15 protein-coding genes are annotated in these 12,620 nt (G+C 68.2%); 9 read left to right on the forward strand and 6 right to left on the reverse strand.

The features are described 5' to 3' along the window. The first annotated feature begins 179 nt into the window (after positions 1-179). The 3 genes from ABJK40_RS06090 (at position 180) to ABJK40_RS06100 (ending at position 3,170) form a co-directional block, all read left to right on the forward strand. Entirely contained in the window at positions 180-1,175 is a 996-nt protein-coding gene (locus tag ABJK40_RS06090; RefSeq protein WP_348480038.1) for a DUF808 domain-containing protein, read from the forward strand. Between the two features lie 80 nt (positions 1,176-1,255). Then, the gene (locus ABJK40_RS06095; protein ID WP_348480037.1) at positions 1,256-2,350 is read left to right on the forward strand and encodes an NAD(P)-dependent alcohol dehydrogenase; all 1,095 of its coding nucleotides are present in this window, start codon (positions 1,256-1,258) and stop codon (positions 2,348-2,350) included. 70 nt (positions 2,351-2,420) lie between these two features. Next, positions 2,421-3,170: a glucose 1-dehydrogenase gene (locus ABJK40_RS06100; protein ID WP_348480036.1), complete on the forward strand. Its 750-nt coding sequence runs from the start codon at positions 2,421-2,423 to the stop codon at positions 3,168-3,170. A gap of 48 nt (positions 3,171-3,218) precedes the next feature. Here ABJK40_RS06100 and ABJK40_RS06105 read toward each other — a convergent pair whose 3' ends face one another. Then, entirely contained in the window at positions 3,219-3,926 is a 708-nt protein-coding gene (locus ABJK40_RS06105; protein WP_348480035.1) for an endonuclease/exonuclease/phosphatase family protein, read from the reverse strand. A gap of 146 nt (positions 3,927-4,072) precedes the next feature. Then, positions 4,073-5,509: a DUF2254 domain-containing protein gene (locus ABJK40_RS06110; RefSeq protein ID WP_348480034.1), complete on the reverse strand. Its 1,437-nt coding sequence runs from the start codon at positions 5,507-5,509 to the stop codon at positions 4,073-4,075. 66 nt (positions 5,510-5,575) lie between these two features. Between ABJK40_RS06110 and ABJK40_RS06115 the strand changes: the two genes are divergently transcribed. The 4 genes from ABJK40_RS06115 (at position 5,576) to ABJK40_RS06130 (ending at position 7,794) form a co-directional block, all read left to right on the forward strand. Then, positions 5,576-6,046 (forward strand): hypothetical protein, encoded by a 471-nt coding sequence (locus ABJK40_RS06115; protein WP_348480033.1) that lies wholly within the window; start codon positions 5,576-5,578, stop codon positions 6,044-6,046. Further along, on the forward strand, positions 6,039-6,836 hold the full coding sequence (locus tag ABJK40_RS06120; RefSeq protein WP_348480032.1) for a SigB/SigF/SigG family RNA polymerase sigma factor: 798 nt from the start codon (positions 6,039-6,041) through the stop codon (positions 6,834-6,836). Before ABJK40_RS06115 ends, ABJK40_RS06120 begins: the two co-directional genes overlap by 8 nt. A gap of 90 nt (positions 6,837-6,926) precedes the next feature. Further along, positions 6,927-7,241 (forward strand): STAS domain-containing protein, encoded by a 315-nt coding sequence (locus ABJK40_RS06125; protein ID WP_348480031.1) that lies wholly within the window; start codon positions 6,927-6,929, stop codon positions 7,239-7,241. Positions 7,242-7,389: 148 nt separating this feature from the next. Next, positions 7,390-7,794: an ATP-binding protein gene (locus tag ABJK40_RS06130; RefSeq protein ID WP_348510197.1), complete on the forward strand. Its 405-nt coding sequence runs from the start codon at positions 7,390-7,392 to the stop codon at positions 7,792-7,794. A gap of 131 nt (positions 7,795-7,925) precedes the next feature. On the opposite strand, the gene ABJK40_RS06135 is transcribed toward ABJK40_RS06130, so the two are convergent. Next, positions 7,926-8,546: a response regulator transcription factor gene (locus ABJK40_RS06135; RefSeq protein ID WP_348480029.1), complete on the reverse strand. Its 621-nt coding sequence runs from the start codon at positions 8,544-8,546 to the stop codon at positions 7,926-7,928. A gap of 73 nt (positions 8,547-8,619) precedes the next feature. After that, entirely contained in the window at positions 8,620-9,744 is a 1,125-nt protein-coding gene (locus ABJK40_RS06140) for a hypothetical protein (RefSeq protein ID WP_348480028.1), read from the reverse strand. Positions 9,745-9,923: 179 nt separating this feature from the next. Here ABJK40_RS06140 and ABJK40_RS06145 point away from each other — a divergent pair, with 179 nt between their 5' ends. Together ABJK40_RS06145 and ABJK40_RS06150 are read left to right on the forward strand one after the other, a co-directional pair. Continuing rightward, positions 9,924-10,349, forward strand: coding sequence for a VOC family protein (locus ABJK40_RS06145; protein WP_348480027.1), 426 nt, complete (start codon positions 9,924-9,926; stop codon positions 10,347-10,349). A 10-nt stretch (positions 10,350-10,359) separates the two neighbouring features. Then, positions 10,360-11,244, forward strand: coding sequence for a TauD/TfdA family dioxygenase (locus ABJK40_RS06150; protein ID WP_348480026.1), 885 nt, complete (start codon positions 10,360-10,362; stop codon positions 11,242-11,244). A 29-nt stretch (positions 11,245-11,273) separates the two neighbouring features. On the opposite strand, the gene ABJK40_RS06155 is transcribed toward ABJK40_RS06150, so the two are convergent. Further along, positions 11,274-11,696, reverse strand: coding sequence for a pyridoxamine 5'-phosphate oxidase family protein (locus ABJK40_RS06155; RefSeq protein WP_348480025.1), 423 nt, complete (start codon positions 11,694-11,696; stop codon positions 11,274-11,276). 15 nt (positions 11,697-11,711) lie between these two features. Next, positions 11,712-12,521, reverse strand: coding sequence for an SDR family oxidoreductase (locus ABJK40_RS06160; protein WP_348480024.1), 810 nt, complete (start codon positions 12,519-12,521; stop codon positions 11,712-11,714). Positions 12,522-12,620: the final 99 nt, after the last annotated feature.

Here is a 12,620-nt window from a genome sequence, read left to right on the forward strand (position 1 = left end):
CCACACGATCCTCCACTCCCGACGGGGTGTCGCTCCTGGCGTCGGCGACATCGCGGGACAACGGGGGATCAGGAATCACGTCGGCGGAGGAGGGCGGCCGCTCCGCATCGGCGCCAACTAGCGTGAGGCATGGATCGCTGGTGCGATCCGCTGTTCCCCCGAACCCCGAAGGAGACGAGATGGCCGGTGGCCTCGCTGCACTGCTGGACGACATCGCCGCGCTGGCGAAGGTGGCGGCCGCATCGGTCGACGACATCGGCGTCGCCGCCGGAAAGGCCAGCGCGAAGGCGGCCGGCGTCGTCATCGACGACACGGCGGTCACGCCCGCCTACGTCCGGGGCCTCGCCGCCAACCGGGAACTGCCGATCATCAAGAAGATCGCCATCGGTTCGCTGCGGAACAAGCTCGTCTTCATCATCCCGATCGCGCTGCTGCTCAACGCGGTCCTGCCGATCTCGGTCGACATCATCCTGATGTTCGGCGGCGCCTTCCTCTGTTTCGAAGGGGCCGAGAAGATCTACCACAAGGTCGCGCATCGCACGCCCGGTGATCCTCATGCCGAGCCCGAGGTGCCGGCCGTGATGAAGGGGCCCGAAGCCGAGGAGGCCACGATCAAGGGAGCGATCCGCACCGACCTGATCCTCTCGGCCGAGATCATGGTGATCTCGCTGAAGGGTCTGATCGACGACGGCAACGACGGACTCGTGCGCCAGGCGGTCATCCTCGTGGTCGTCGCCCTCCTGATCACCGCGGTGGTGTACGGCGTCGTCGCCCTCATCGTGAAGATGGACGACATCGGCCTGAAGTTGGCCGAGCAGGAGTCCGACGGGTCGAAGAAGGTCGGTCTGGCGCTCGTCGCCGGCATGCCCAAACTGCTGTCGTGGCTCACGATCATCGGCACGGCGGCGATGCTCTGGGTCGGTGGCCACATCATCCTCGTCGGCACCCACGAACTGTCCGAGGAGTTCGACCAGCCGTGGTTGAACTCGCTCTACGAACCCGTGCACGACATCGAGGAGAACCTCGGCGGGGCACTCGGCTGGCTGTTCAACACCGGCGTGTCGGCGATCATCGGGTTGATCGTCGGTGGCATCATCACGGCGATCGTCCTGCGGTTCTTCCACAAGAGCGACCACGACGCGTCCCACGACGGGGCCGTCGAGCCCGCCCACTGACCGGCCCGAACTCGGACCTTCGGCGCGGCGGCGGTCGTCCCGCCTCGGATCGCGCGCGACGAGCCTGCGACGATCGGCGGATGCAGGTACGCGCAGCCGTCATGCGGTCCGGGAACGGACCGTTCATCGTGGAGGACCTCGAGCTGGAGGACTCTCGCTCCGACGAGGTGCTCGTCCGGATGGTGGCGAGCGGGATGTGCCACACCGATCTGCTGTCGCGCGAACTTCCGCCCGAGTTCTTCGCGGGTCCGCAGGTGTACGGGCACGAAGGGTCGGGGATCGTCGAAGCCGTCGGTGCCGACGTACGCGATCTCGCGGTCGGCGACCATGTGGTGCTGTCGTTCAACCACTGCGGATCATGCGGCGCGTGCGACGTCGGGAAGCTGCCGTACTGCTTCCGCCTCACCGAGTACAACATGAGCGGTGGGCGCCCCGACGGGACGACGTCATTCACCGACTCCGACGGCCACGCGGTGGGCTCGCACTTCTTCGGCCAGTCGTCCTTCGCCAGCCACTCCGTCGTTGCTGCGAAGTCGGTCGTCAAGGTCGATCCCGGCCTCGACCTCACGTTGCTCGGCCCGCTCGGCTGCGGAGTCCAGACCGGCGCCGGCGCGATCCTGAACACGCTCGACGTGCGACCCGGGTCCTCCGTCGTGATCACCGGGGCCGGTGCGCTCGGGCTGAGTGCGGTGATGGCGGCGAAGGTCGCACGGGCCGGCACGATCATCGCCGTCGACCGGCACGCGAACCGACTCGACCTCGCCACGAGGTACGGCGCGACCACCACGATCTCCGGCGACCCCGCGGAGATCACGGCCGGGATCGTCGACGCGACCCAGGGTGGTGCGGACTACGCGTTCGACACCACGGGCAACGCCGGCGTCGTGCGCGCTGCGTTCGAAGGGCTCAACAACCTCGGCACGCTCGGCATGGCCGGAGTCGGGTTCGGCGACCTCACCTTCGACTTCCTCTCACTGATCGGCGGCCGCACGATCACGGGCGTGATGGAGGGCGACTCCACCCCCTCGGAGTTCATCCCGCGGCTCGCGGCGTTGAACGCCGCCGGGGAGTTCCCGTTCCACGAACTGATCACGACGTACCCGCTCGATCGGATCAACGACGCCGAAGCCGCCAGCGCGGACGGGTCGGTCATCAAGCCCGTCCTCGTCCACTGACCCGGGTCCGAGGTCGGGCCGATCGCCGACGCGGACACGACGTCGGGCCACACAGAGAAGGAGCACATCCATGAACCCGTTCGATCTGACCGGCAAGGTCGCCGTCGTCACCGGTGGCGGCCAGGGCATCGGTGAAGGCATCGCGAAGAGCCTCTCCGCCGCAGGCGCATCGGTGGTCGTGGCAGCACGCCATCAGGACCGCATCGACCGGGTCGCCGCCGACATCGCAGCGACCGGGGGTCGCGCGCTCGCCGTGGCGACCGATGTGACGGATCGGGCCGCGCTGATCGCTCTCGCCGACGCGGCGATCGACACCTTCGGCGGACTCCACGTGTGGGTGAACAACGCAGGCGGCTCGCCGGTGCGTTCTCCGCTCGCCGAGATCTCCGAGGAAGACTGGGATGCGTGTCTCGCTCTCAACCTCACGTCGGTCTGGCGGGCGTCGGTGATCGCCGCCGAACGCATGGGCGAGGGCGGCAGCATCATCAACATCTCGTCGCCCGCCGGTGACCGGGGAGTGCCGGGCAGCGGTCACTATGCGGCGGCGAAGGCTGGGGTGAACTCACTGACCAAGACCCTCTCGCTCGAACTCGCGCCGACGGTGCGCGTCAACGGCATCTCGCCGGGCTACGTCCCGACCGAGGTGATGATGACGGCGCTCGACACCGACGAGGCCGCGCTGGAGGTCATGGCGACCAAACGTGTCCCACTCCAACGGCTCGGCACTCCCGACGACATGGGGTCGACAGCGGTCTACCTCGCGAGCGGTGCCGGTGGTTGGGTGACGGGCCAGACGATCATCGTCGCCGGCGGCCTCTGACGACGTCGGCCCGGGTTGCCGGGGTCGAGGTCGGGTCCGAGGTCGAGGTCAGCCGGGCTCGAAGTCGAGGTCGATGCGGATCGGACGGTGGTCGCTGGCGGTCGAGTCGGTCACCACGGCCGACGACCGGCATACGGCGTGGCGGGTGAACACGTGGTCGAGGGTGAAGTCACGGCCGAATCGGGAGAACGTCGCAGTGGCCGGTGACGACACGTGGACCAGCCCGGCATCGGACATCGTTCGCACGAGCCCTCGCACCTCGCGACGCCCGACGGTGTTGAAATCGCCGCCCACGATCACCGGCGTCGCCGGTGCGAACCGTTCGAGATCGGCGACGACGGTCGCGTACTGGTCGAGACGCCGGGCATATCGCAGGAGCACGGTCTCGGCGTGGACGCTGTACGCCGCCACGGCCACTCCACCGACGTCGATCGTCGCCGTCAGAGCCGATCGCGCCTGCCCACCGAACCGAGCCGTGTGCGGCAGGGAGATCTCACGCACTCCGGACAGCGGAGACCGCGAGAGGATCGCATTGCCCAGTTCGCGGCCGGTGCCGGGGAAGACCGCTGCGGCGGCATAGGCATGGTCGAACCCCAGTGCAGCGGCGACCAGTTCGGATCCGGGGCGGTCCATCTCCTGGAGCAGCACCAGGTCGGCGCCGATCAGATCCTCGTGCTCGGTCAGGTCACGTGCGGCCTCGTCCGGTCGCAGACCGAACTCGATGTTCCAGGACACGATCCGCAGCGATGCTCCCACCGCTCGACAGTGTGGCCCGTCGGGCGTCCCGTGCCGCTCGCCGAGGTCGGAACGAGCGGATCGGGAAGCACGCCGACCGGAAGCGCCAGGTCGGGGCGACCACGGTCGGATCACGACGCACTCGGTCCGCACGGACCGACGGATGGTCAGGATCGCCGGGCGAGCGACTGCAGTTGCCGGGTTTCGAACGGCGCCCACGAATCGGTGTCGGCGCCGTTGATCGTGTCCTCGATCATCCTGCGCACGGGCGCCGACGGGCCGGGAAGCGACCGACGTTCGATCTCGGACACCAGCATCCGCAGCGTGCGCACCATCGTGAGCATGACGGTCGGGTCCGACGCTCCGTAGCGCCGGATCGGATCGAAGGCGCGGCGCAGGTACTCCTCGTGCTGCGGGTGCAGTCGCACGAGCGATCGACCGTCGTGCTCCTCACGGTGGTCGGCGACCGGTTTGGACCAGATGGCGAGCATCACGTCGCCGAGGTGCACGACCAGGTCGTTGGCGGTGCTCGGGTCGTTCACCCCCGGTGAGAGAGCGCGCACGGCGATGTCGGTCAACTGCACCAGACCGAATCCGACGTCCTGTTGCATCGTGCGGGTGTCACCGAGTGCGAATCCGTTCAGCAGCTCCGCTCGGCACTCGTGGTCCTCGGGCGGAGCGGGCGACACCCACATCAGCGGCGTCCCGCTCGGCACGAACGCTCCCAGCGGAGCGACGATGTAGCCCGTCGCTCCCTCGGGAAGACGCTCGATGATCGACGCCGGACGGATCTGCTGGACCCACCCCGCAGCCGGTGTCTCGATCGCGGCGGCGTCGTCCGGGATCCGACCTCCCTCGTCGACGTGATCGAACGCACGGTCGGGCCCGGACGGATCGTCGTCTGCGGAGGATCCCTCGTCATCGGACGGACCACCGGCGACGCTGTCCCGGCCGTCGACCGACCCCGGATCGCCGGAGCTGGGTGTTCGAGCAGGAGCCTGCCCGGGGCCCATCTCGTCACTCGACTCGACGATGCGGATCGTGTCGGCTGCGATGCGCCGAGCGACCGAACCGATCTGGAGGCTCTGCGTGACGTGGTCCACCGACTGGACGACGCCGAACAGCGAGACGACACCGAGCACGACCGCGAGGATGACCGAGACGTGCGGGACGATCTCGCCGCCCTCCTCGCCGAACGATCGGGTCGAGCGCAACGCCACGAGCGAGAACACGGTCGTGCCGAGGGCCAGCCCGACCGTGTGCTTCAGGTAGGCGTCGCCCAACCAGTCGCGCAGCGTCCGTGGCGAGAACTGCGAACTCGCCAGCTGCACCGTGATCAGCATCATCGACAACAGCAGCGTGATCGAGGTGATCAGTCCACCCGCGATGGCGCCGAAGACCGAACGCGCACTGTCGACCGTTGTTGCGAAGTACTGCGGGACCTCCTGGCCGCTCAGTGCCCGATCGATCACCAGCGTCACCTGGACGATGACGAACGCGCCCAGGACGTACAGCCCCGGGATGAACGAGAGGCGGTGCCGGATCTGGTCGGCCAACTGACGCAGGCGAACGATGCCCAGCAGCTGCCTCAACCTCGCGTACACCCGCCCATCATGGTCTCTGCGACCCGAGGAGCGGCGGATCGAGACGTGCCCGCTACCGTTCGCTCGATGGGTGACACGCAGGCCGCTTCCACCGGCGACGATCAGACCACTGGCGCGGGCGACGGCGACCACACGCACGACGACGCAACGGGCACACCACCGGCCCGAACGACCGACACGATCGACATCGCCGTGCCGCTGCGCGACGAACACGCGGCCACTCTGCGGCTCATCGTCGCATCGCTCGGATCCGAGAACGGGTTGAGCATCGACGAGATCGACGACGTCAAGCTCGCCGTGTCCGAGGTGTTCACCCTGCTCACCGACGATGCCGACGACGTCGGGGCCACTCGCGCGCACGTGGCGTACACCGCAGCACCCGGCACGATCACGATCACCCTGCACCGCGGTCTCGACGACGAGCGACTCGTCCTCGACACGCTCGCCGAGACGATCCTCTCCTCCGTCGTGGACCGCCACGTGGTCGACAACACCGGCGTCACTCTCGTCAAGGTCGCGGACGAGGCCCATGGCTGACGGCGGCTCCACCGACACCGAGGTCGACCTCGACGACCTCAGCCTCTTCCGGGAGTTCGCCGCGTCGAGGAAGAGACGACTGCGCAACCAACTCGTCGAACGGCACATGGGCCTGGCGGCCCACATCGCCAAGCGATACTCCCGCGCCGGACGGCGCGACGACGACCTGCGTCAGGTCGCGATGATCGGACTCGTCAAGGCGGTCGACCGGTTCGATCCCGAATACGGCGCAGCGTTCTCCTCGTTCGCGGGGCGCACCATCGAAGGCGAGCTCAAGCGGCACTTCCGCGATGCCTCGTGGGCGGTCAAGGTCCCGAGAAGCGCGAAGGAACTGCACCTGCTGGTCCGCAACGCCGCGACCGAACTCGAACAGCGCAATGCGACGTCGCCCAGCGTCGACGATCTGGCACGGCATCTCGACATCGAGCGCGACGACGTGCTCCGGGGCCTGGCCGCCTCGGCGGCCTCGGCGGTCGGCACCATCGACGGCGGGCGCAACGACGACGACATGCCCACCGATCGTCAGGCGGCGCTCGCGACCGACGACGACATGTTCGAACACGCCGAGAACGTCCACCTCCTGAGTCATCTGGTCGCCGACCTCCCCGAGCGCCAGCAGGAGATCATCCGACTGCGCTTCTTCGAGGACAAGTCCCAGAGCGAGATCGCCGAGCGCGTGGGCGTGTCGCAGATGCACGTCAGCCGACTCCTCAAGCGCTCGTTCGAGCAGATGCGCGAAGTCCTGACCGACGGCGACGGGTCCGGCCTCGGCAGCCTCGACGAGAGATGATGTCACCCGTGTGCCCATCCGGGTCACCCGCACGGGTGATCCCCTCGCCCGGTCTCCGCATGTCCGCCCACAGGCGATAATCTCACAGCGATGTCTGATTCCACTGCGCGTTTGAACGTCACACGAGATGGCGACCGCGTCGTGGTCTCCGGTGACATCGACGCCCACACCTGTCCCGACCTGTCGAGTGCCCTCGAGCAGCTGAGCGGGACCGGTGACGTCCGCCTCGACGTCGCCGACGTCGGGTTCATCGACTCCAGTGGCCTGCGCGTGATCATCGGAGCCCACCAGCAGGCCGAGACCGACGGGCGCAAGCTGCTGATCGAACGACCCAGCAAGTCGGTCACCAGGATCCTCGAGATCAGCGGTCTCTCCGACCACCTGAACGTCGTCGATCCCGGCTGATCGATCCCGGCTGACCGGTTCCGGCTGATCGGCTCGCCCGACCGGAAGGCGACACCGTGCGCGGGCGTCCAGGACGCGCTCTCACCATCGTTCGGCGAGTGCGCGTAGGGTGCGTTTGCGGGGAGGTCGATCGGGAAGGCTGGGTCCTGTGAGATCGTCCGACACGTCGCCGAACGACCATCATCTGACGATCGACGCCGACATGTCCCAGCTCGGGGCGGTCCGTGAGCACGTCGCCCGTACTGCGCGAGCCGCCAACGCCTCCGACGACATCGTCGAGCAACTCCAGTTGGTCGTGAGCGAGCTGGCGACCAACGCCATCCAGTACAACAACTGCGGCACCCTCACGGTCGACGTCCACGCCGACGACGTCGGGTGGGTGATCGACGTGTCGAACGCCGACGGTCTCGCGGGCATGGACCTGCCGGCACTCCCCGACCCGTCGGCGCTGTCGGGTCGCGGCCTCTACATCGTCGACGCGATCATGGATCGGGTCGAACTCGTCGATGTCGACGGCCGGCTCCACCTGCGCTGCATCAAGTTCGCACGCTGACGGCGACACCGGTACCGCCGCCCGACGAGGCTGCGGCCGAAGAATGCGGCCGAGGACCGTGTGCGAGGTGTTGCGACGACCGAGAACGGCTCGATGACGTGACCGGGTGACGTGACCGGGCGTCTTCGAGATCAGGCGACCGAATCGGACTTGTGGACCTCCAGCCCGTAGTCACGCGCCGTGAGCGCTGCCTGCGTGCGGTTGCCCACGCCGAGCTTGGTGAACACCTTGCGGACGTGGGTCTTCACCGTGTCGATCGACAGGTAGAGCTCGACGGCGATCTCACGATTGCTGGCACCCTGGGACAGCAGGGCGAGGACTTCTCGCTCGCGTTCGGTCAGGGTGGAACCGATGTCCCGCTCGTCGACCACGTTCGACCCGACGAACTCGCCCTGGTGGACACGCTCGAGTGCGTCGACGAGTTCGGCGCCTGTCGTGCTCTTCATGATCACGCCGTCGATCGAGCGCACGTCGATGTCCCGGGCGAAGTCCTTGGGCAGATCCCAGGTGTAGAGCACGACCTTGGCCAGGTCACGGTCCTCGGCGAGATGGTCGATCCGACTCAGCGACCGGCGACGGCCTGCGAACGTGTCGAACAGGGCGATGTCGGCCGGGAGTTCGGGCAGCCCGCCGGCTTCGGTCTCGACGACCTGGACGCGATCGCCGAACGGAGCCAGCATGGCCGCGACACCGGCGACGACCACTTCGTAGTCGTTGACGATCGAGACTCGGATCGGCTGTGTCTGGGTCATGTGGGTGATCGTTTCCCCCGTCCGGATGAGCCAAACCTCACACGGGGACCCCCGAAGGACGCCGGTCGGCCGCTCACGGAGTCGCCACGCCGATCGGCCACCCGTCGACGACCTGGTCGAGGAACTCGCTCATGCCGATGCCGATCCGACCGTCGCACTCGTACCGGGTCATCGCTTCGGTGATCCGGGTGTGGAGCACCTCGCCGTCGGGCGTCGACCGGCGGTTGCGCAGCGGGATCATCGACAGCACCTCACCGGTGATCTCGTACTCGCGTTCCGCCGTTCTCGCCCAGCAGCGCAGCGCCGTCTGTTCACCACGCTCGTTCCAGTCGGCGTCCACCCGACAGTCGAGGATCTTGTGGTACTCGTCTCCGACGAGCACCATCCCGCTGGTCGCCGGCGGCTGCGTGCCACCGTCGGCATCGGGTCCGCGATCGATGACGGACAGCATCATCGAGAAGTCGTCGCCGAAGACCATCGGGAGCCAGCGGTACCAGGTGAGGGCCTGCCAGTAGCGAGGACCCCACGATTTGTCACGCAGCCCGAGTCCGTCGATGTCGATCACGGTCGCGTCGCCGGCCGGCTCACCGTCGGCGGCCGGTGGCGCATCGATCGTGATCGTGCCGGTCACGGCACAGTGCTGTTCGTAGTGCGCCTTGGCGAAGCTCTTTCCGGGCTCGACCGGCAGTTCGCGACCGTCGGCGTACTGTGGCTTGCCGCCGTACATCGGCGACACCCCGCGGTAGTCGAGACGCACCGAGCAGGCGACGATCGGGTTCTCCCGGAACGCGGTGCGGGGATCGGCCATCGACGCCGGGTCGTCGAGCAGACACACCTTGCCGTCGTAGGTGACGGTCAGGTGCTCGAACGGCTCGACGACCTCGATCCGCAGTCCGCCCGCCTCCATCACGTCGTTGGAGTCGATCGCCGGACGACCGAACATGAACCCGACCCGACCGTCGGGAAGGTAGATGCACACCGACATCTCCGCGTAGCCCTCGTTGACCCGGTTGCCCAGCCGGAACCAGCCCCCGGCTTCGAGGCCGAGGTCGAAGGCGTTGAGGTACATCGATTCGTTGTAGTTCTCGGCCGCGTCGGGGGTGTGGGTGTACTCGTCCTCGGGGAGGAGCACCGTGACGATCGCGTCGGGGTCCGGCTGCTTCTCGATGGGCTGACCGGTGTCGTGCGTGAGGCTCATCCCCTCATCCTCGCCGCCGCGACGGTGCCGCATCGCAGCGGGCGGCCGTGGATCTCACCGGCGACACCGGCGCAGCAGGCGGCACCCGGGGACGATCGGGAGCGTCGTGCGCCGACGGGTACGTCGTCCGGTGGACGACCAGAGGTCGGGTACCCGACGACCGGCCTACGGTGGTCGTCATGCGCATCGACCTGGTGACCGTGATCGTCGACGACCACGACCGTGCCATCGCGTTCTACACCGACGTCCTCGGGTTCGAACTGACCGAGGATTCGGCGTCGCTCACGAACGACGGACGACAGAAGCGCTGGGTCGTGGTGCGACCGCCCGGAGCGTCGTCGACGACCGGACTCCTCCTCGCCGAGGCCGACGGCGACCGTCAGGCGGCGGGGATCGGCGAACAGTTCGCCGGTCGCGTCGGACTGTTCCTGCACGTCGACGACTTCGACGCGGCATACGAACGGATGCGCCGCCTCGGCGTGGAGTTCTCGGAGGAGCCGCGCCGCGAGGTGTACGGCACGGTCGTGGTGTTCCGTGACGTCGCCGGGAACCTCTGGGACCTGCTCGGTCCGTCCACCCGATCCGCGCCCGACGGCAGCGCGTAGGGTCGGCGTCATGGGAATCGATGTCGTTCCATCCGGCCAGGCATGTGGCGCGACGGTGCGGGGGCTCGACCTCCACGACATGGCGCAATGCGGTCTCGACGATGCAACCGTGCGCGAGATCCGTTCCGCGTGGCTCGAACACAAGGTTCTCGCGTTCCCCGACCAGGACCTCTCCGACGACGACCTCGAAGCGTTCACGCTGCGGTTCGGTCCCTTCGGCGACGACCCCTTCTTCGCATCGATCGAGGGTCATCCCCACATCGCCGCCATCCGCCGAACGGCGAACGAGACGTCGTCGCTGTTCGCGGAGAACTGGCACGCCGACTGGAGCTTCCAGGAGTTCCCGCCCGACGGCACCTGCCTGTACGCCAAGACGATTCCCCCGGTCGGGGGCGACACGCTGTTCAGCAACCAGCAGGCGGCACTCGAGGCGATGCCGGCCGACCTGCGTTCGAGGATCGAGGGGCGTGTCGCGATCCACTCCGCCCGGGGCGGGTACGCACCCGACGGCACCTACGGCGACGACGACGACTCGGACCGGTCGATGCAGATCCGACCGAGCGCCGACGCCTATGCGACGCAGTTGCATCCCCTCGTGCGGATCCACCCGGAGACGGGGGCCGAGACGCTGTACTCGGTGCTCGGCTACATCATCGGCATCGACGGGATGAACGACGATCCCGATGACGTCGACGAAGCGCGCACGTTGCTCACCGATCTCTACCACTGGCAGACGCGCGAGGAGTTCCAGTACCGCCACGTCTGGGAGCCCGAGATGCTCGTGATGTGGGACAACCGCTGTGTGCTGCACCGGGCGACGGGTGGCTACGAAGGCCACGAACGTCTGCTGCACCGCACGACGATCGGCTACAACGCCGACGTCCGGACGGGGTGAACCACCCGGAGCGGGCCGGCCCAGCCGGGTCAGCCGAGTCGCTGCGCCTTCGCGCTCACCGATTCGGGTGTCAGTTCGAAGCTCGCCCAGCGTCGACCTGCGGCGAGCGCACGTTCGATCCCGTCGAGGAACGCTCCCGCTCCGTCGCCGAGGTAGTGCGCGGCCGCGGCGCCGATGTCGGCATCGAGGTCGAACTCGACTTCGCGCACGGGCCCTTCGAGCGTGACGTAGCGCGCCAACGGCAACGGCTGATCGTGGACGCACAGGCTGGCGCGCCCGGTGCGACGGATCGCTGCGGTCTTGGCCGACGTGACCGGGCTCTGGAACCGCACCACGCCGTCGACCCAGCGGAACCACACCGGCGTGCCCATCACGCGACCCGACGCCAGGAGCACGCTCACCACCGCGTCACGCGGCTCGGCGAGGAACGCGTCGATCTCCCCGGGTGACATGGTCGGTCGCTCGTCTCAGCGATTCCCACCGTTGACGAGCAGCGTCTGGCCGGTGACCCAGGATGCTGCGGGGGACGCGAGGAACACGACGGCGTTCGCCACGTCCTCCGGCGTGCCGAGGCGACCGAGTGGGATCCCCAGTTTCCTGCCGAGACCGGGAAGGTCGTCCTCCGACGCACCGAAGAACTCCATGAACACCTCGGTCGGCACGGGCCCGGGGGCCACACCGTTCACCCGGATCCCCCGCGGCGCCAACTCGGCCGACATCGTGCGGGTCAGGCTGTCGACCCCCGCCTTGGCAACGGCGTAGGGCCCGTTGTTCGGCGACGGCTTGAGCGCAGCGCCCGACGAGATGTTGATGATCGATCCGCCGTCGTCGAGCACGCCCGCGGCCGCGCGGGAACACGTGAAGACCGCACGCAGGTTCAGGTCGAGTTGGTAGTCCCACTGCCGGTCGGGCATGTCGGCGAGGTGGCGCGGCGTGCGATCGTCGGCGCCCCCGGCGTTGCTGACCCACAGCGTGACCTTGCCCATCTCGTCCTTCGCCCGCCGCGCCAGTTCCTCGACGAACTCGCCGTCGGTGATGTCGCCGGGGATGGCCAGCGCGCGTCGGCCGAGTGCGCGGACCCGCTCGGCGACCGCCTCGATCTCGGCGTTGCGCCGGGCGGTCAACACGACGTCGCATCCCGCCTCGGCGAGCCCGACTGCGATCCCTTCCCCGATGCCGCGTCCTGCACCCGTGACGACCGCGACGCCGTCGGTCAGAGCGAATCTGTCCAACAGCGAGCCCGGCTCCGGTGCCCCCTGGGTGTCCGTGTCGGTCATGTGCGTCCGTCCCTGTGTCTCGGTGCCTGTGTGTCGGTGCCTCGTCGAACCCGGTCGGTCCGCTGCGCCGAAGGTAACGACGAGCGACACCGTCCGACG

It is taken from the genome of Ilumatobacter sp., assembly GCF_039969435.1.
Taxonomy (GTDB): Bacteria; Actinomycetota; Acidimicrobiia; order Acidimicrobiales; family Ilumatobacteraceae; genus Ilumatobacter_A.